The following is a 20064-nucleotide window of genomic DNA, read 5'->3' as shown; positions in this document are numbered from 1 at the left end:
GAGCCTTCCCGTTGTGCATTCACTATCGACCAGCATATCGATCAGTCGAGGGCACCGTAGCTCATCAGGCGCTCATAACGACGCTCCAGCAGGGACTGGGTGTCCATGGCCTGCAGCACGTCCAGCTGATGCAGAAGAGAGCTCTTGAGGCGGCGTCCCATTTCGGACATGTTTCGATGCGCGCCACCCAGCGGCTCCTCGATCAGCGTATCGACAAAGCCCAGCTCCTTGAGCCGGGTCGCCGTGATGCCCATGGCCTGAGCGGCATCCGAGGCACGATCAGCGCTTTTCCACAAAATCGAGGCACAGCCTTCCGGCGAAATGACCGAATAGGTGGAAAACTGCAGCATGGCCAGCGAGTCACACACCCCGATCGCCAGTGCACCACCGGAGCCGCCCTCGCCGATGACCGTCGAGATAATGGGCGTTTTCAGGCGCGACATGACCGCCAGATTGCGGGCAATGGCTTCGCTCTGCCCACGCTCCTCGGCATCGATACCCGGATAGGCCCCGGGCGTATCGATAAAGGTCAGGATGGGCATGTGAAAGCGCTCGGCCATTTCCATCAGGCGACAGGCCTTGCGATAGCCTTCCGGACGCGGCATGCCGAAGTTGCGGCGCACCTTGTCCTTGACCGTGCGGCCCTTCTGATGACCGATGACCATGACCGGGCGATCATCAAGACGCGCCACGCCGCCAATCAAGGCGGCATCATCGGAAAAGCTGCGATCGCCGTGCAGCTCATCGAATTCGGTAAAGATTTCAGCAAGATAATCCAGCGTATAGGGACGCTGGGGATGACGAGACAGCTGAGAAACCTGCCAGGAGGTCAGATCCCGAAAGATCTGCTCGGTCAGCTTGCGGCTCTTGTCCTCAAGCTTGGCAATCTCGTCACTGATGTTGATCTTGCTGTCGTTGCCCACCAGTCGCAGTTCTTCGATCTTGGCCTGCAGCTCGGCAATCGGCTGTTCAAACTCGAGATAATTCGGATTCATAGGGGTCGTCACAGAGCTCTTTCATCAACGCGAGCAGCGCAGGGCATGCACGACAGTATCGGCCTGGACCGTCACAGCACAGAAAGGCAGCGCACGGCGTCGGTGAATCGGTGGGCCATTATCCCATTGTGGGCGTTGGGTGCAACCTTGAGACAACATCCATTGTACCGTGATGTCATCCCATGGTGTTTCCAGAGCGTCAGCGGTAGCAGAGTCTGACCTCCGGATGGCCCTCCACACCCTCCTGCAGCCCGGTAATCAGCTCGTCACAGGGCAGGACCCGCCACTGCGGATCGAACTCGAGACAACCGCCGGCGTGGCTGTTGCGATATTGAAGCCGAATGGGCAGCCCTTCCTGGTTCAGATGGGGCGTCAGGCGATCCATGAGCGTGCGGCTGAAGCGTCCATTGATGCGCTCGGCATCGATACTGATTTCAATCGCCTCTCCAAAGCGGGCGCGAGCCTCGACCATGGGGGTGACCTCCTTGGCGCGTAGACGCAGCCCGCCGGAATAGTCGTCCAGGCTAACCTCGCCTTCCAGAATCACGACCCGATCGGCTGCCAGATGCTGGCGCACCTGATCATAGAGCTCGCCAAAAAGGGAGGCCTCGATACGGCTGGTACGGTCATCGAGGGTAACAAAGGCGATGGTATCGCCCCGCTTTGACTTCATGGTACGCATGGCCACGATCAGGCCGGCCACACGCTGGAGTTCGCGGGCAGGCTTTAGATCGACAATACGGGTCGAGACAAAGCGCTTGAGTTCGTTTTCATATTCATCGATCGGATGACCGGTCAGATAAAGCCCCAGCGTATCCTTCTCGCCGGCCAGACGGTCACGGTCGCTCCAGTGGCGCACGCCGCGATGATCGCTGTAGACATCCAGCGTCTCTTCTTCATTTTCACAAACGAACGCCTCACCAAACATGTCCACCATGCCGATGCTGGCATTGTTCTGACTCTGCGAGGCTGCCCGCAGAGCATCTTCCAGCGCCGAGAACAGAACCGCGCGCGACGGCCCCAGATGATCCAGCGCCCCCGAGCGGATCAGCGCCTCCAGCGTGCGCTTGTTCATGCGCTTGCCATCGATGCGGCGGCAGAAATCAAAGAGATCACGATACGGTCCGCCCGCCTCACGCGCCTCGACAATAGCGCCAATCGGGCCTTCACCCACGCCGCGAATGGCACCCAGCCCGTAAACCACGTGCCCCTGCTCGTTGACGCTGAAGCGGTAGCTGCCGATGTTGACGTCCGGTGGGGTCACGTTCAGCCCCATGCGCCGGCACTCCTCGATCAACGGCACCACCTTGTCCAGGTTGTCCATTTCGGTCGAGATCACCGCGGCCATGAAGGGGCCCGGGTAGTGCGCCTTGAGCCAGGCCGTCTGATAAGACACCAGACCGTAGGCTGCCGAGTGCGACTTGTTGAAGCCGTAACCGGCAAACTTCTCTACCAGATCAAAAAGGTTACCCGCCAGATCGGCATTGATGCCGTTATTGGCGCACCCTTCCATGAAACCGGCGCGCTGCTTGGCCATCTCCTCGGGCTTTTTCTTGCCCATGGCACGACGCAGCATGTCGGCCTGCCCCAGGCTATAGCCGGCCAGCACCTGGGCAATCTGCATTACCTGTTCCTGGTAAAGGATGATGCCGTAGGTGGGCTCCAGAACCGTCTTGAGCAGCTCATGCTGATAGTCCGGATGGGGATAGGCAAGCTCGGCACGGCCGTGCTTTCGGTTGATGAAGTCATCCACCATGCCCGACTGCAACGGGCCCGGGCGAAAAAGCGCCACCAGGGCGATCATGTCTTCCAGCGAATCCGGCTGCAGGCGCTTGATCAGCTCCTTCATGCCGCGCGATTCCAGCTGGAACACCGCCGTGGTCTCGGCCTTTTTCAGCATGTCGAAGGTCGGCTTGTCATCAAGCGGGATGGTGGCAATATCCAGCGCCCCCTTCCCTTCTCGTGCTCGTACCGTATCCACCATCTCGAGCGCCCAGTCGATGATGGTCAGCGTACGTAGCCCCAGGAAGTCGAACTTGACCAGTCCGGCCTCCTCGATGTCGTTCTTGTCGTACTGCACCATCAGGCCACTGCCATCCTCATCGCACAGCAGCGGTGAGAAGTCGGTCAGGCTGGTAGGCGCAATCACGACCCCCCCGGCGTGCTTGCCCGTACCGCGAGTAATGCCTTCGAGTCGGCGCGCCATGTCCCAGATTTCCTGAGCATCCTCGTCGACGTCCAGAAATTCACGCAGCGCACTTTCCTGCTCGTGTGCCTTGGCAAGCGTCATGCCGACCTCAAACGGAATGAGCTTGGAGAGCTTGTCACCCAGCGAATAGGGCTTGCCCTGAGCACGCGCCACGTCACGCACCACGGCCTTCGCCGCCATGGTGCCGAAGGTGACGATCTGGGACACGGCGTTGCGGCCGTAGCGATCGGCCACGTAGTCGATGACCCGGTCACGCTTTTCCATGCAGAAGTCGACGTCAAAGTCGGGCATGGAGACACGTTCGGGGTTCAGAAAGCGTTCGAACAGCAGGTCGTATTCAAGCGGGTCGAGGTCGGTGATCTCGAGCGCGTAGGCCACCAGCGACCCCGCACCAGAGCCACGCCCGGGCCCCACCGGCACGTCGTTCTGCTTCGCCCAGCGAATGAAGTCCATCACGATCAGAAAGTAGCCGGGAAAGCCCATCTGATTGATGATATTGAGCTCGAAATCCAGTCGCTTGCGATATTCGGGTTCGTGCTCTTCGCGGGAGCGTCCCGGATAGATGGGCCGCTCGCCCCCAAATAGCAGATCCAGACGTCGGCTCAGGCCGGCATGGGAGAGTTCACAGAAAAACTCCTCCATGGTCTGGCCTTCCGGTACCGGATACTCGGGCAAAAAGATTTCGCCCAGCCGCATATTGACGCTGCAGCGCGACGCAATATGGACGCTGTTTTCCAGCGCCTCGGGGATATCGACGAAAAGTTCTGCCATCTCCTCGGGCGTCTTGAAGTACTGCTCCTCGGTGTAGCGCGTTTCCCGGCGCGGATCATCCAGCGCCTTGCCCTCGGCAATCGACACCCGGGTCTCGTGCGCCCAGTAGTCCTCGCGAGACAAAAAGCGTACATCGTTGGTCGCCACGACCGGCGTCCCGGTCTCCATGGCAAGCTGCACGCTCAGATGCAGGCACTCCTCATCGTTTTCACGCGAAGTGCGCTGCAGCTCCAGATAGAAGCGGTCGGGGAAAAAGCGCTGCCACTCGGTAAGCAGCTCACGGGCCGTCTCGGCATGTCCGTGCAGCAGATAGCGGCCAATTTCGCCTTCACGTGCCCCCGAGAGTGCGATCAGCCCCTCACTTTGCTCAAAAATCCATTCCTTGTGCAGATAGGCTCGCCCCTGCTGCTGGCCATGCTGCCAGGCCCGCGAGATCAGCTCGGTCAGATTGAGATAACCGGCCTGATTCATGGCCAGCAGCGTCAGGCGATAGGGATGCGCCGGATCCTGAGCGTTATACAGCCAGACATCGCTGCCCACGATCGCCTTGAGCCCCGCGGCCTGCGCCTGTTTGTAGATCTTGACCAGCCCGAACAGGTTGGTCTCATCGGTGACGGCCAGTGCCGGCTGACCGACCTCAACCGCCTTCTGCGTCAGCGCCTTGAGCCGGATCAGCCCGTCAGTCAGCGAATATTCACTGTGCAGTCGCAAATGTACAAAGGGCGTGGTCATGGGTGCAGGCTCGCTATGGTCAACGGATGGCATCAGTCAACGAAGGACATCAGGGGAACATCGGAAAGGCCATGCCATGGTACCGATGAACAGCGCTGCCGAACCAGTGGCCCGGCAAGAGAGCAGGGATTTTTCTGCGGGCATCAGCCCGGCAGAAGTACCCTGACCGGTCGAAAGGAGCGCCGGTGCTCGGGCAGCGGGCCAAGCCGCGCCAGCGCCTCAAGATGGGCGCGGGTCGGGTACCCCTTGTGGGCAGCAAAGCCGTATTCGGGATGGCGGGCATCCAGCGCCTGCATCTGGGCATCACGTGCCACCTTGGCCACAATCGAGGCCGCCGCAATGGCCGCGACCCGACCATCGCCCTTGACGACGGCCTGACCGGGCAAGTGATGTCCGGGCAAACGATTGCCGTCGACAAGCAGGTATTCCGGCGTGATCGACAGGCCATCAATGGCGCGGCGCATGGCCAGGTGGGTGGCATGATGAATATTGAGCGTGTCGATTTCACCGGAGGTGGCCTCCCCCAGCGAGACCGCCATGGCCTGCTCTCGAATCTGGCGATCAAGGCGCTCGCGGCGTGCAGGCGTCAGCTTCTTGGAATCCATCAGCCCTTCAATGGGGCGCTCGGGATCAAGGATCACGGCGCAGGCCACCACGGTGCCGATCAAGGGGCCGCGACCCACTTCATCAACGCCTGCCAGCCGCCAGCCCTGGTAGGGAATGACCAGCGGCGGATGCTCGGCATTTGAAGTCATGATTTCGGGAATAAAGTTCATGTTCTGCTGCGCTGTTGTACAGGAGTGATCGGCTCAGTGTGGACGAGCCATCAGTTCAACGATGGCCTTGGCGGCCCGCGCACTGGCACCGCGCTGAAGCGCTCGGTGCATGTCGACAAATCGTGCGCTCAACGCACGGGCCTCAATATCGTTTTCTAGCATGGGCGCCAGCGCCGCGGCAATGGCCTCGCCCGTGGCGTCATCCTGAATCAGTTCGGGCACCAGAGTCTCCTGCGCGATCAGATTGGGCAGGGAGATCCAGCGCGTTTTGACCAGACGACGAGCAATCTGCCAGGTCATGGGCGCCATGCGATAGGCCACCACCATGGGACGATGGCAGAGCATGGCCTCAAGGGCTGACGTCCCTGAGGTCAAAAGCACCGCATCGGCGGCCGTCATGACCTCCCACGCCCGACCCTCCACGATGGTGATGCCTTCATCAATGACACCATGGCCCAGCAACTCTTCACGCCTTGCCGGTGAGGCAGCAGGCATGACGACCTCAAGCTCGGGCAAACGCTGCCTCAATAGCCGAATCGCCTCGAGAAAGACTGGCGTCATGAAACCGATCTCACTACTGCGTGATCCCGGCAATACGGCCAGCACGCGGGCATCGTCATCAAGCCCCAGCGCCCGACGCGCCTGATGGCGGTCATTTTCCAGAGGCAGTTCTTCCGCCAGCGGGTGGCCCACAAAGCGGACGGGAACGTCGTGACGCTCGTAAAATTCAGCCTCAAAGGGCAGGAAGGTCAGCATCATGTCGACGGCGCGGCGGATCTTTTTGACCCGACCCTGCCGCCAGGCCCAGACCGACGGGCTGACATAGTGCGCCGTGGTCATGCCCTGTGCCCGGAGCTGCGCTTCCAGGCCCAGATTGAAATCCGGTGCATCGATCCCGATCATGATATCGGCAGGCCAGGCCTGCGCCTCGCGCCTTAAATGTCGGCGCACACCAACCAGTCTCGGGAGATGTTTGAGCACCTCGACGAGCCCCATGATGGAGAGCGTCTCCAGCGGATAGAGACTATCCAGCCCCTCATCGATCATCCGCGGACCGCCAATGCCACGAAAGCTCACATCGCCATGATGACGCTTGAGCTCACGCATCAGTGTCGCCCCCAGGATATCGCCCGAGAGTTCACCGGCTACCAGGAAAACGCGCATCGTGATTCTCTCCGGCGAATGGCTTGCGCCATTAGCGCGTCAGGCCTCGCGATGAGCTTCTCAGTGAATCGATGAAGACATTGAGCCAGGCACTGCGATTATCCTGCTGATCCAGCACTTCCAGGGCCTGAGCCAGCGTCTTCTGACTGCGAAACACCAGCTTGTAGGCCCGACGCAATTCGCTGATCACCTCACTGTCAAAGCCGCGGCGCTTGATACCCTCGGCGTTGAGCCCGTGCGTGGCGGCCGGATTGCCGGTCACCATGACAAAGGCGGCGATATCCTTGGTGATGATGGAACCACCGCCGCACATGGCGTAGGTACCGACATGGCAGAACTGGTGAACGGCAGAAAGGCCGCCCAGAATCACGTTGTCGCCGATATGGACATGACCGCCGAGCGTGGCCTGATTGGCCAAAATCACGTTGTCACCCAGCACGCAGTCGTGGGCAACATGGGCATAGGCCATGAACAGACCGCCGCTACCGATACGGGTGACGCCCTGGTCCTGAACGGTGCCTCGATGAACGGTGACCCCTTCACGGAAGATGTTGTTGTCACCGATCTCGAGACGAGTGACCTCGCCCCGATACTTCTTGTCCTGACAGTCTTCACCGATGGTCGCGAACTGATAGACGCGATTGTTGCACCCCATCGTGGTGGGCCCTCTGACCACCACATGCGGCCCGATGACGCTTCCGGCGCCGATCTCGACATCGGCACCGATCACGCTGAACGGGCCGACCTCGACATCGTCAGCCAGCCGCGCAGCAGGATCGATGATGGCAGATGGATGAATCAAGAGACTTTCCTCTCGGCACAGATGATATCGGCTTCACAGACCACTTCGCCGGCGACGTGCGCACGGCAGGAAAATTTCCAGATACCGCGACGCGCCTTGAGCATGCGCGCTTCCAGCGTCAGCTGGTCGCCCGGGAAAACCGGACGCTTGAGGCGAACATTATCACTGCCGACATAATAATAGATGTAGCCATCGGCGGGTCGCTTGTCGACCGTCTTGAAACCGAGAATACCGGCGGCCTGAGCCAGCGCCTCAATGATCAGCACACCCGGCATGATGGGATGGCCGGGAAAGTGCCCCTGAAAGAAGGGCTCGTTGTAGCTGACGTTTTTGCAGGCCGTAATGCATTCGCCCAGCTCCAGCGCGTTAACACGATCCACGAGCAAAAACGGGTAACGATGGGGGAGATATTCCTGGATCTCGTTGATATCCATGACCATGGGCTTACAACCTCTGACATAACGAAATGCCTGCCGATCCGGCAGGCATGTGACTGGCGGCCGCATGGCCAACCACTATGATGTTTGCCGCCGAGGCGACAATGGAAAACCGGTTGCACCAGCAACCCGAGGGGTGCTTATTCACCCTCGTTCTGGCGTTCAAGACGGGTAATTCTTCTGGCCAGCTGATCCAGCTGCTTGAAGCGCACGGCGTTCTTGCGCCACAGCGCATTGGGCATCGAGCCAGTCCCGGAGGAGTAGACACCGGGCTTTTCGATGGAATTGGTGACAAGACTCATGCCGGTCACATTGACACCGTCACACAGTGTCAGATGGCCGGCAAGGCCGACCCCGCCACCGAGCTGACAGTGACGGCCGACGTGGGTCGAGCCTGCAATACCGACACAGCCGGCCAGCGCACTGTGGTCACCGATGTGAACGTTATGCGCAATCTGCACCTGGGAGTCGATCTTGACGTTGTGCCCGATCACCGTGTCATCGAGCGCGCCGCGATCAATGCTGGTGCAGCTGCCCACCTCAACATCGTCACCGATAATGACACCACCGAGCTGTTCGATCTTGTGCCAGCGGCTACCATCATGGGCAAATCCGAACCCGTCGCCACCGATAACGGCACCGGCGTGGAGGATGGCCCGGGCGCCAACGATGACGCCATGATACAGCGTGACAGATGGATGAATCAGGCTGTCGTCACCCACCGTACAGTAGTCGCCTATGACGCTATTGGCACCGATGGTGACCCGATCCCCCAGGGTTGCGCCGGCGCCGACGACCGCATGCGCCGCCACCGTGACATCGCTTCCCAGTCGGGCACTGTCATCAATCACGGCCGTGGGGTGGATACCGCCCTGCTGACTGGGCAGAACCGGAGCGAAACAGCGAGACAGGTGCGCATAGCCCAGATAGGGATTGTCGATGGCCAGCGCCGGAACCGGGCACTGGTCGACCAGATCGGGATGCAGCATGACAGCCGCAGCACGCGTGCCGGCCAGATCCTTCAGATAGGCACGATTGGCCAGAAAGGCAATGTCGGTGGTGCCGGCATCCTGAAGCGTCGACAGCCCATCAACACGTACGGTGCCATCCCCGTGAAGGGTGGCACCCAGGCGCTGAGCGAGATCGGCGAGTGTAAAGCCTTGACTTGAATATCTTGTCATCTTGGTGGAGCGACGCGCGCCTTCAGTTGAGCGAGTTGAAGGTTTTGGTCACTTCCTGTGTCAGGTCCAGCGCATCACCTGCATAGATCACGCTGTTACGATCGACCAGCACATCCACATTGTGACGCTTGACCACCTGTTCGATGGCGCGATCCAGCTTGGGACGTGCCTGTTTCAGGAAGGCCTGCTCCTGCTGAGCCCGCTTCTGTTCAAGCTGACCCCGCTGTTGCTGAAACTGACCGCCCTTCTGACGCAGTTGCTTCATGACGCCCTGCCGCTCGCTGTCGGACATGACGTCACCATCGCTTTGCAGACGCTGCTGAAGCTTTTGAACTTCCTCTCCCAGCGCCTTGACCTGCTGCTGCTGACTGCCCAGCTGATTTTTGAGCTGGTTCATCGATTGCTGCGCCGAACTGGTCTCCAGCAGTGCCTGCTGCCAGTCCAGTACCGCCACTTCATTGGCCTGTGCAGCCCCTGCCGTCGTTCCAAGCGCTCCGGTCATCGCCAGAGCCAGCATCCACTTACGCATTACTTAACTCCTGAAATTCGTATCATTGTAACGCAATGGCCAATGATCAGAAGGTCTGGCCCAGCGAAAACTGGAAGAACTGGGTGTCGTCGTCATCCTTTTTATTGATGGGACGTGCTACCGAGAAGGTCAGCGGGCCCACCGGCGTCAGCCAGGAAAGACCCAGGCCTGCGCTATAGCGAAGGTCACCCAGATCAATACCGGAGCTGCAATCGGAAGTACGCCCTGACTCGACGGGGTAGCAATCACTCAGGAAGGTATTACCGGCATCAATGAAAAAGGACGTCTGAACCTGACGATGATCCTCGATAAAGGGCGTCGGGAAGATCAGCTCGGCAGACCCTTCCATCAGGATATTGCCGCCGAGTGTATCGTCGTCACCATCATTGCGCTCGGTGGTGCGCTGCCCCAGCGTATTGCTGCGAAAACCGCGCACGGAACCCAGACCACCGGAATAGAAGTTTTCGTAAAACGGCATGTTATCGGTGCCGCCGAAGCTGTTGGCGTAACCCAGCTCCGAACGGAATTTGAGCGCCCACTCTTCGGTCTTGATCGGGAACAGCTTCTGTCCCTGATAGCGCAGCTTGTAGAACTGCGCGTCGCCGCCGGCCGTTTCAATGGAAGCGTTCTGATAACTACCGGCCGTGGGCAGAATGCCACGGTTAAGGTTATTGCGCGTCCAGCCTGCAGTCAGGCTGTAGGTATTGAAATCCTTGCCTTCGTCATTGATGAACTGAACGATTTCAGAAGGAGAATCGTCGTAATCATCGACATGCAGGCTTTCAAGATTGACGCCAAAGTTCAGACGCGACAGGTCACTGATCGGATAGCCGAAATTCACGCCACCGCCAAAGGCATCGGTGGAATAGGTCGAAATATCGGAGTCCTCATAATCGGTGGACCGATAGTAGAGGTTGTAACCGCGCGAGATGCCATCCAGCGTCCAGTAGGGGTCGGTATAGCTGAACCGCAGATTCTGGTAGTACTTGCTGGTCTGCGCACCGATGTCCACACGATTGCCCGTGCCCAGGAAGTTACGCTGGGACAGGGAAGCACCATAGATGATGCCTTCGGACTGGGCAAAACCAAGACTGGCCGAAATACTGCCCGAAGGCTGCTCTTCGACGTTGTAGGTGACGTCCAGCTGATCGGGTGTATCGGCAACCGGCTGGGTATTGACCTCCACCTGCTTGAAAAATCCCAGGCGCTCGAGACGCGCCTGAGAGTCACTGATGGCATCGGTCGAGGCAGGCGCGCCCTCGAGCTGGGTCATCTCGCGACGCAGGACTTCATCGGAGGTGGTCGTATTACCCCGGAAATTGACGCGCCGAACATAGGCACGACGACCCGGGTCAACGTTGAAGGTCACATCGACCCGGTCATCGTTGTCATGAATATTGGGTACGGCCTCGATGCGGGCAAAGGCAAAGCCCTGCGCACCAAGTGCCTTGCGAAGCGCCTCGGAAGACGCCGTCAGATCCGACTGGGAAAAGATCTCGCCGCTTTTGGCCTGCACCAGGCTACGGGCCTTGTCATCGCCCATTTCGATATTGCCGGCAAAGTTGATATCGCCAAAGCGATAGCGCTTGCCTTCATCGATGTTGACCGTGACATAGATCGAGGACTTGTCCGGGCTGATCGAGACCTGGGTCGAATCGATGGAGAAATTGACATAGCCCCGATCCAGATACCACGAGCGCAGGCGATCCAGATCGCCCTGAAGCTGTTCGCGAGAATACTGATCGGCAGAGAACCAGCCAAAGAACCAGCCCGGGCGGTCTTCCAGCTCGAACTGTTGCTGAAGGGTATCGTCATCAAAATCGTGGTTACCCACAATGTTGATCTGCTTGATGCGCGCCACGTTGCCTTCGTTGATATCGATATCAACCTGCACGCGGTTTTGATCAAGCTCGTGCACCGACGTCGAGATGCTGGCGCTGTAACGTCCCTGTCCCTGATAGACCCGCTCCAGCTCACGCTGCATCTCTTCAAGCGTTGAACGCTGAAGCACCTGCCCTTCGGACAGGCCTGCATCGCTCAAACCCTTTTTGAGCTGATCCTCGGGGATCTTGGAGTTGCCCTTGATATTGATGCTGGCAATGGAGGGACGCTCATCGACATCAACCACCAGAACATCGCCGTCCCGCCCCAGCTGAACATCATCAAAAAGGCCGGTGCGAAACAGTGCCTTGCCGGCATTGGAAATCGATTCGTCGCTGACCGTATCGTGGGCGGAAATGGGTAACGCGTTGAACACGGTCCCCGCAGAAACACGCTGCAACCCTTCCACGCGAATATCGGAAACCTCGAAGGACACGGCAAACGCCGCCTGGGAGGCGCCCATTAACAACACCGCCCAACCTGTAGCTTTAATCTTCATGCCGTCATTTCGCTTGTTACAGAATTCCGCCCACTCGGGGCCCGCTTTTGCTCAAGGTTCATGCCAATGCCCTGACAGGGTCCAACAAAAAGGAAACCGTTTCGCTTATCGACATCGATGCTCCGAGCGGGAAGGCCAGTATGACACCCCAGATACGCCAGCAGTAGCCATCAACCACCCCGACGGGAACAGGCACCTTATACACAACCCCACCACCCTGACAAGCGTGGACGTCATGGCCTCGGTACAGAATTTGTAATAATCGCGAGGCCAACGACCCCGGCCATCATGCCAAAAGCCGTCAAAGACGCATGATGTCAAAATAAAAGGCCATCAGCATCAGTGAGGCGATCAGCGCCATGCCAATACGAAGTCCGAATGCCTGCACACGCTCTGAAACCGGCCGGCCACGCACCAGCTCAATGACGTAATACACCAGATGCCCACCATCCAGTACCGGTACCGGCAACAGGTTCAATACGCCCAGACTGATGGAGAGATAGGCCAGAAAACTGATGAAGGTTTCGAGGCCAGACCGGGCCGAATCTCCTGCCACTCGCGCAATCGTGATCGGCCCCGACAGGTTGGATGGTGAAATCAGTCCCGTGATCATCTTGCCAATGGACCCAACGGTCAGAGACGTCATCTCACCGGTGCGCGACAACGCCTGACCCATGGCGCCCAGCGGCCCCCAGGACAGGGTGCGCTGATACTCCTCGGGCCAGCTGACACTGCCGACGCCGGCCCCCATGAAACCAGTGGTGACGCCATCCTGCTCACGCCCTTCGGGTGTGACCGTGATCGTCATGTCACGACCATCGCGTTCTATACGCAGTGCCAGCGGCGTATCGGCAGCGGCCTGCACGTGCGATACCAGTGCCTCCCAGGTCGATATGGGCTGCCCCGCCACCGACCTGATGCGATCTCCCGGCTGAAGACCGCCCTGCGCCGCCGGACTGTCGTCGAGAACCTGCCCAATGACTGGCGCAACCACGGGGCGCCAGGGCGCAAACCCAAGGGTGCCCAGAGGCTCGGGCGGGTCCTGACGCACCATGAAACGCTCAACCGGCAGCTGATGCGTTTCAAGGCGTCCCTGTTTGTCTTTTGTGGAGATCTCAAGATGACCACTGGCACCTATTTCAGCCACCAGCGCCAGATTGACGTCGTTCCAGTCCGGTGTCTGCCGCCCCTGAACCGAGACGATTTCCTGCCCGTTTTGCAGCCCGCCACGCGCAGCAGGGGAATCCGGAGTGACCTTGCCCACCATGGGCACAATGGCACTCGTCCCCGCCATGAACATGACCCAGTAGGCCACCACCGCCAGAATAAAATTGGCCAGAGGGCCCGCAACCACCACGGCAATGCGCTTGAGCACGTGCTGACGATTAAAGGCCAGATGCTGTTCGGAAGGATCAACCGGGCCTTCGCGCTCATCGAGCATCTTGACGTAGCCGCCCAATGGGATAGCGGCCAGAGCAAATTCAGTGCCATGACGATCAACCCGGGAGACCAGCGGCTTGCCAAACCCGACCGAAAACCGCAGCACCCGAATGCCACAGCGGCGCGCCACCCAGAAGTGGCCAAACTCATGCACCGTAATCAGAAGCCCCAGAACCACGATGACCGCAAGGATGTTTTGCAGGATTCCCATGGCTATCCCTCGGCCGCTGTCGTGGCCAATGCATCAATCACGTCCTGCGCCACATGACGGGCCAGACGATCCTGAGCCAGAATCACGTCAAGCTCATCGGCACTGCGACGCTCGATGCGCCCCATGACGGTTTCGACCACGACCGGAATATCGGTAAAGCCGATACTGCCGGCCAAAAAGGCATCCACGGCAATCTCGTTGGCGGCATTGAGAACGGCAGGCGTCGTCCCTCCGGCCATCATGGCCTCACGGGCCAGTCTCAGGCAGGGAAAACGCTCAAGATCGGGGGTTTGAAAATCAAGGCGAGCCACGGCAAAAAGATCCAGCGGCCTGACGCCGGCATCGATGCGCTCGGGCCAGGCCAGCGCATGAGCAATGGGCGTTCGCATATCCGGATTGCCCATCTGGGCCAGCACCGAACCATCGCTGTAGGCTGCCATGGAGTGAATGACGCTTTGTGGATGCACGACCACGTCAATCTGATCCGGGGTGGCATCGAACAGCCAGCAGGCCTCGATCAGCTCAAGCCCCTTGTTCATCAGGGTGGCACTGTCCACGGAGATCTTGCGTCCCATGGACCAGTTGGGATGCGCGCAGGCCTGATCCGGCGTCACCTTCGCCAGCGCCTCGCGATCATGGTCCCGAAAGGGGCCACCTGACGCGGTCAGCAGCAGCTGGGTAATGCCATGACGATCAAGCCCGCCACGATGCTCGCGCGGCAGGCATTGAAAAATGGCGTTGTGTTCGGAATCCAGTGGCAGCAATACCGCGCCGGAGCGGGCCACTTCGCGCATGAACAGCGCCCCACTCATCACCAGCGCTTCCTTGTTGGCCAGCAGAACACGCCGCCCGGCGCGCACAGCCGCAAGCGTTGGCATCAGCCCGGCCGCCCCAACGATACCGGCGATCACGACGCCTGCCTGGCCGGCCACCTCGCAAAGCGCCTGCTCACCCCAGCTGACCCGGGTGGACATCCCATGCCCCTTCAGCGCCGCCTCGAGTTGATCAGCGTCTTCCTCACTGCCCAGCACGGCATGCTCGGGCTGATGTTTTAGACACAGTGACAGAAGTTTTTCAACGCTTGAATGCGCGGTCAGCGCATGGAGACGATAGCGGTCAGGATGGCGTTCGATGACATCAAGGGCACTGGTACCAATCGAGCCGGTGGCCCCCAGCAGGGTGACAGTCTGCATGAAAGAGATCCTGAAAGCTGAAACGGGTGGGAGGCATAAAATGCGTGGCCCGAGCCGATTCAATCATGATCATCGGCAACAGGCCACAAAACCGCATGCTGGCAGCACTTAACCGATCCAGGGCGCCAGCAGGGCAAAAATGGGGATGGCCGCGGTCAGGCTGTCGATTCTGTCCAGCACCCCGCCATGTCCCGGCAGGAGATTGCCGGAGTCCTTGATGCCGCGGTAGCGCTTGAGCATGCTCTCGTTGAGATCGCCCAGTACCGATGCGGCAGTCACGATGGCACTGATAATCACCAGCACCAGCGTCTGGCCAAGGCCCATGCTCTGCCACAGCGCCATGAGCAGCGCCAGAACGACCGTGCCTCCCAGTGCGCCATAAACGCCGGCCCAGGACTTGCCCGGACTGACACTGGGGGCCAGCTTGCGATTGCCAAAGGCACGCCCGGCAAAATAGGCCGAAATGTCGGCGCCCCAGACCAGCAACAGCACATACAAAAGCCATACCGGTGACTCACGCAGCAGCAACAGGGCGACCCAGCAGGGCAACAGCACCCAGAGGCCCATGGCATAGCGCACGCCACGGCTTTGCCATTGATCAACGTTGTCAGGGTAGCTGATGACCCAGTAGAGACAGAGCAGCCAGCCGGCCAGCGCAATCCACAAGGGCCAGGTATGCAGCGCAGCGCCAGAGGACCAGCCCAGTGCCATCAGGGCGATCAGCGTAACCGTGAACAGCGCACGGTCCCGAAAGGCCTCTCCCCCGGAAAGGTTGGACCACTCCCAGGCAGAGGCTGCGACCAGTATGCCCACGAACGTGGCAAACCAGCCGCCCCCCAGCACAAATAGAAGCACCAGAGACGTGGGCCCAATGGCCAGCGCTGTCAACACCCGTTGTTTAAGCACCCTGAACCTCGATTTGTTCGTCGGTCATGCCGAAACGTCGCTTGCGACCGGAATAAACGCTCAATGCCTCGTCAAAGGCGTCGCCGCCAAAGTCAGGCCAGTACAGCGGTGAAAAATAAAACTCTGCGTAGGCCATCTGCCAGAGAATAAAATTACTGATGCGCTGTTCACCGCTGGTACGGATACAGAGATCCACTTCCGGAATCCCGGTCGATACCATTTCGCGCTCAAACAGGGTCTCGTCGATGGCATCCGCCGAGAGATGGCCCTCTTCTACCTGACGCGCCAGGCGCTGCGCGGCACTGGCGATGTCCCAGCGCCCGCCATAGTTGACGGCCACAATCAACTTCAGGCCCTGATTGTGACGTGTCAGATTCTCGGCACGATCAATGGCTCGATTCAACGAAGAGGACAGCCTTGAGCGGTCACCAACGATACAAAGGCGAATGCCATTTTTATGCAGTCGGGACACTTCACGCTTGAGCGCCATGATGAAAAGCTCCATCAGAGCGCTGACCTCCTGTGCCGGACGTTTCCAGTTCTCACTGGAAAAGGCAAACAGGGTAATGGCTTCAAGATGATGCTCGGCAGCGCGCTTGATCACGGCCCTGACCGACTCTACCCCGGCATGGTGACCGCGTACGCCGGAAAGCCCACGAGACTTGGCCCAGCGATTGTTGCCGTCCATGATGATAGCCACATGCCGGGGCATGTTTGAAAACTTGTCAGGCGTCATGACTTCTCACTGCAGGCACGGCATCACGCCGTGCCCTGAATCGGATGGTTTCGGGCCCGAACCTCAGACCTGCATCAGATCGCTTTCCTTGTGCTCAAGCGACTTGTCGATCTCGGCAATAAAGCGGTCGGTCAGCTTTTGAATACCGTCCTGACCCTGACGCTCTTCATCTTCCGAAATTTCCTTCTGCTTGAGAAGGGATTTCAGATCACCGTTGGCATCGCGACGGATATTGCGCACGGCCACACGCGCATGCTCGGCTTCAGTCCGTGCCTGCTTCGTATACCCCTTGCGGGTCTCTTCCGTCAGCGCGGGCATCGGCACACGAATGACCGTACCTGCCGTCGACGGGTTCAGGCCAAGATCTGCGGTCATGATGGCCTTTTCCACCTTGGGCACCATGGCCCTTTCCCACGGCACCACTGACAGTGTCCGAGCATCTTCGACATTGACATTGGCCACCTGGGACAGCGGCATTTCAGCACCGTAATACTCGACACGCACGGCATCAAGAATACTGGGGTGTGCACGACCGGTGCGGATCTTGCCAAAGGCCGTCTGCAGCGATTCGACGCTTTTCTGCATGCGGCTTTCGGCGTCTTTCTGGATCTCGTTGATCACTTTATAAATCCTCTACTCAGCCTTTTTGTTCCACCGGGCCGTTATCGACGATAGTGCCTTCACGACCACCCATGACAAGATTCAGCAGCGCACCGTGGCGCGTCATGTCGAAGACGCGAACCGGCATGTCATGGTCACGTACCAGACAGATGGCGGTCAAATCCATGACGCCGAGTTTCTGGTCGAGTACATCATCGTAGCTGAGTCGATCATATTTGGCGGCATCGGGATGCTTGACGGGGTCCTTGTCGTAGACACCATCCACCTTGGTGGCCTTGATGACCACGTTGGCATCGATCTCGATACCCCGCAGGCAGGCAGCACTATCAGTAGTAAAGAAGGGGTTGCCGGTGCCTGCCGAGAAAATCACGACATCACCGGAGGTCAGGTAGCGTATGGCCGTGCGGCGATCATAGTGTTCGACCACACCGCTCATGGGGATGGCAGACATGACGCGCGAGCGGATGTTGGCACGCTCCAGCGCATCACGCATGGCCAGGGCATTCATGACCGTGGCCAGCATTCCCATGTGATCACCGGTGACCCTGTCCATGCCGGCGGCATGAAGCGCCGCGCCGCGGAACAGGTTACCACCGCCGACCACGATACCCACCTGGACACCAATGCCCACCAGCTGGCCGATTTCAAGCGCCATTCGATCCAGGACCTTTGGATCAATACCGAAGTCCTGTTCGCCCGTCAGCGCCTCACCCGAGAGCTTGAGCAGAATACGCTTGTACTTGGCGCTACGTTCAGTATTTGGGGGCATGTGACATCCTCCTGATGGCCCGAGGGGAGAAAACGTGATGTGTATTGCCGGTCATGACAGAAGATGTCATGCCTGAGCAGATACGCGAAGGCGTGCGCGAACGCACGCCTTCAAAACGCCTGCGATCGATAACGGTCACAGACCAGAAGCGACATGCCCGATCAGCTGCGGCGTGCCTGCTCCATGACTTCCTTGGCGAAGTCGACTTCTTCCTTCTCGATACCTTCGCCAACTTCAAAGCGCACAAAGCTAACAACTTCAGCGCCCGACTGCTTGGCGTATTCGGCCACGGTCACATTCTGATCCTTGACGAAAGGCTGATTGATCAGACTGTTCTCGGCAAGATACTTCTTCAGACGGCCCTGAACCATTTTCTCGGCGATTTCAGCGGGCTTGCCGGCCATGTCGGGCTGCGCAAGGATAATTGCCTTCTCGCTGTCGAGCTCTGACTGGGGCATGTTCTCGGGATGCGACACCGACGGGTTGATCGCAGCCACGTGCATGGCGATCTCGCGTGCGACGTCCTGATTGCCACCCTTGAGCACCACAACCGCGCCGATACGATCACCGTGCACGTAGGCACCAACGCTGCCGCCTTCGGGCGCTTCGATAACGGCTGCACGACGGACCGTGATGTTTTCGCCGATTTTCTGAACCAGCTGGGCGCGGGCATCTTCAAGCTCGCCTTCCATCACGACCGTGATGTCTTCGCTGCGAGTATCCATTACCTTGCTGACCACTTCATTGGCAAAGTTCTTGAAGTTGTCATCACGCGATACGAAGTCGGTCTCGGAATTGACTTCGAGCATCACGGCAGTAGTGCCATTGTCGTTGACGCGGGTCAGTACGGCGCCTTCGGCGGCCACACGACCAGCCTTCTTGGCGGACTTCAGACCTGCATTCTTGCGCAGGTTTTCAATGGCAGTTTCGATATTGCCATCGGCTTCAGAGAGTGCCTTTTTGCACTCCATCATGCCAAGCCCGGTGCGCTCGCGTAGTTCCTTGACCAGAGATGCGCTGATAGCTGCCATGTCATGAACCTCTGTTGAATCATGTATTCGGTTCCGGAGACACCGGAACGGGAAGAAAAATCGGTAGTGTTACAAAAGGACAGTGTCAAGACATAGGGTCTGACGCTGCGGTCGACGCTGTTTATTGTCTCAAAAAAGGGGGCCCGTAAGCCCCCTTTGTACACTGTCATTCACAGACACCGGCAGCAGACACGCGCCGGTGCGGGTGACATTACTCGGAAGCCGCTTCGGCTGCTTCGTCGACTTCAACAAACTCGTCGCCGCTGCCTTCCTTCGACTTGGCACAGGCATTGGCAATCGCCTGAACGTAGATCTGGATGGCACGGATGGAGTCGTCGTTGCCCGGGATGATGTAGTCAACACCGTCCGGATCAGAGTTGGAATCCACAACGCCGATGACCGGAATGCCCAGCTTGTTGGCTTCGTTGATCGCGATACGTTCGTGATCGACGTCAACCACGAACATGACGTCCGGCAGGCCGCCCATGTCCTTGATACCACCGATGGAGCGCTCGAGCTTTTCCTGCTCGCGCGTGGCCATCAGGACTTCCTTCTTGGTCAGCTTCTCGAAGGTGCCGTCTTCATGCATGGCTTCGAGTTCGCGCAGGCGCTTGATGGACTGACGAATGGTCTTGAAGTTCGTCAGCATCCCGCCCAGCCAGCGATGGTTCACGAAGGGCTGGCCTACGCGAGTCGCTTCCTCGGCGATGATCTTGGCCGCAGCGCGCTTGGTACCAACAAACATGATCTTGTTGTTGTTGGCAGACAGACGCTCAACCACGGAGACGGCTTCGTTCAGCGCCGGCAGCGTATGTTCGAGGTTGATGATGTGAATCTTGTTACGAGCGCCGAAGATGTATTTGCTCATCTTCGGGTTCCAGTAACGGGTCTGGTGACCGAAGTGGGCACCTGCCTTGAGCAGGTCACGCATATTGACTGACATGATGACTCTCCTGAGTATCGGGTTAAGCCTCCACGTACCCCATGGGTCCGACCGTTTTCACGGCACCCGGGACCATGTGTCGGTACATGTGTGGTCTCTGTGGTAATGGTTCAGACGCTTTTCCTGATCGCCTGTCCACGATACAAGTCTGTCATACCCGGACATCGATTGCAGGAAAACGCGCGGCTTTATACCATATAATGCTGTCAAGATGAAGCCGAACCTTGCTGTCACTGCC

Annotated in this window: 17 protein-coding genes; all 17 read right to left on the bottom strand. The window is 59.0% G+C overall.

Annotation, left to right across the window (positions count from 1 at the left end; all coding sequences use genetic code 11):
- Positions 1-41: 41 nt before the first annotated feature.
- The 17 genes from accA to rpsB all read right to left on the bottom strand — a co-directional run bounded on the left by accA (position 42) and on the right by rpsB (position 19829).
- Positions 42-995: an acetyl-CoA carboxylase carboxyl transferase subunit alpha gene (accA, locus tag ACUN8C_RS03260; RefSeq protein ID WP_445621822.1), complete on the bottom strand. Its 954-nt coding sequence runs from the start codon at positions 993-995 to the stop codon at positions 42-44.
- A 199-nt stretch (positions 996-1194) separates the two neighbouring features.
- Positions 1195-4707, bottom strand: a complete 3513-nt coding sequence (dnaE, locus tag ACUN8C_RS03255; RefSeq protein WP_445620875.1) for a DNA polymerase III subunit alpha — start codon at positions 4705-4707, stop codon at positions 1195-1197.
- A gap of 143 nt (positions 4708-4850) precedes the next feature.
- Positions 4851-5483, bottom strand: a complete 633-nt coding sequence (rnhB, locus tag ACUN8C_RS03250; RefSeq protein ID WP_445620874.1) for a ribonuclease HII — start codon at positions 5481-5483, stop codon at positions 4851-4853.
- A gap of 33 nt (positions 5484-5516) precedes the next feature.
- Positions 5517-6647 carry a lipid-A-disaccharide synthase gene (gene lpxB / locus ACUN8C_RS03245; RefSeq protein ID WP_445620873.1) on the bottom strand — a complete coding sequence of 377 codons (1131 nt, stop codon included), beginning with the start codon at positions 6645-6647 and terminating at the stop codon, positions 5517-5519.
- Between the two features lie 31 nt (positions 6648-6678).
- Entirely contained in the window at positions 6679-7449 is a 771-nt protein-coding gene (lpxA, locus tag ACUN8C_RS03240) for an acyl-ACP--UDP-N-acetylglucosamine O-acyltransferase (RefSeq protein ID WP_445620872.1), read from the bottom strand.
- Positions 7446-7889, bottom strand: coding sequence for a 3-hydroxyacyl-ACP dehydratase FabZ (gene fabZ / locus ACUN8C_RS03235; protein ID WP_445620871.1), 444 nt, complete (start codon positions 7887-7889; stop codon positions 7446-7448). The genes lpxA and fabZ overlap by 4 nt, the downstream gene beginning before the upstream one ends.
- A gap of 137 nt (positions 7890-8026) precedes the next feature.
- Positions 8027-9067 (bottom strand): UDP-3-O-(3-hydroxymyristoyl)glucosamine N-acyltransferase, encoded by a 1041-nt coding sequence (gene lpxD, locus ACUN8C_RS03230; protein ID WP_445620870.1) that lies wholly within the window; start codon positions 9065-9067, stop codon positions 8027-8029.
- A gap of 22 nt (positions 9068-9089) precedes the next feature.
- On the bottom strand, positions 9090-9596 hold the full coding sequence (locus ACUN8C_RS03225) for an OmpH family outer membrane protein (protein WP_445620869.1): 507 nt from the start codon (positions 9594-9596) through the stop codon (positions 9090-9092).
- A 46-nt stretch (positions 9597-9642) separates the two neighbouring features.
- Positions 9643-11976: an outer membrane protein assembly factor BamA gene (gene bamA / locus ACUN8C_RS03220; protein WP_445620868.1), complete on the bottom strand. Its 2334-nt coding sequence runs from the start codon at positions 11974-11976 to the stop codon at positions 9643-9645.
- A 301-nt stretch (positions 11977-12277) separates the two neighbouring features.
- The gene (gene rseP / locus ACUN8C_RS03215; RefSeq protein ID WP_445620867.1) at positions 12278-13627 is read right to left on the bottom strand and encodes a sigma E protease regulator RseP; all 1350 of its coding nucleotides are present in this window, start codon (positions 13625-13627) and stop codon (positions 12278-12280) included.
- Between the two features lie 2 nt (positions 13628-13629).
- Positions 13630-14820, bottom strand: coding sequence for a 1-deoxy-D-xylulose-5-phosphate reductoisomerase (gene ispC / locus ACUN8C_RS03210; RefSeq protein ID WP_445620866.1), 1191 nt, complete (start codon positions 14818-14820; stop codon positions 13630-13632).
- A gap of 108 nt (positions 14821-14928) precedes the next feature.
- Positions 14929-15726 carry a phosphatidate cytidylyltransferase gene (locus ACUN8C_RS03205; RefSeq protein ID WP_445620865.1) on the bottom strand — a complete coding sequence of 266 codons (798 nt, stop codon included), beginning with the start codon at positions 15724-15726 and terminating at the stop codon, positions 14929-14931.
- On the bottom strand, positions 15719-16462 hold the full coding sequence (gene uppS / locus ACUN8C_RS03200) for a polyprenyl diphosphate synthase (protein ID WP_445620864.1): 744 nt from the start codon (positions 16460-16462) through the stop codon (positions 15719-15721). The genes ACUN8C_RS03205 and uppS overlap by 8 nt, the downstream gene beginning before the upstream one ends.
- Before the next feature lie 63 nt (positions 16463-16525).
- Positions 16526-17083 (bottom strand): ribosome recycling factor, encoded by a 558-nt coding sequence (gene frr / locus ACUN8C_RS03195; RefSeq protein WP_445620863.1) that lies wholly within the window; start codon positions 17081-17083, stop codon positions 16526-16528.
- A gap of 16 nt (positions 17084-17099) precedes the next feature.
- A complete protein-coding gene (gene pyrH, locus ACUN8C_RS03190) occupies positions 17100-17852 on the bottom strand; it encodes a UMP kinase (RefSeq protein ID WP_108842996.1) in 753 nt (250 codons plus the stop codon).
- Positions 17853-18013: 161 nt separating this feature from the next.
- A complete protein-coding gene (gene tsf / locus ACUN8C_RS03185; RefSeq protein WP_445620862.1) occupies positions 18014-18883 on the bottom strand; it encodes a translation elongation factor Ts in 870 nt (289 codons plus the stop codon).
- A gap of 211 nt (positions 18884-19094) precedes the next feature.
- Complete coding sequence (rpsB, locus tag ACUN8C_RS03180; protein ID WP_086620646.1) at positions 19095-19829, bottom strand: 30S ribosomal protein S2; 735 nt, start codon at positions 19827-19829, stop codon at positions 19095-19097.
- Positions 19830-20064: the final 235 nt, after the last annotated feature.

The organism is Kushneria sp. Sum13 (assembly GCF_052692355.1).
The sequence above is the reverse complement of the archived record's forward strand: the minus strand, read 5'-3'. Positions and strand labels throughout refer to the sequence as shown.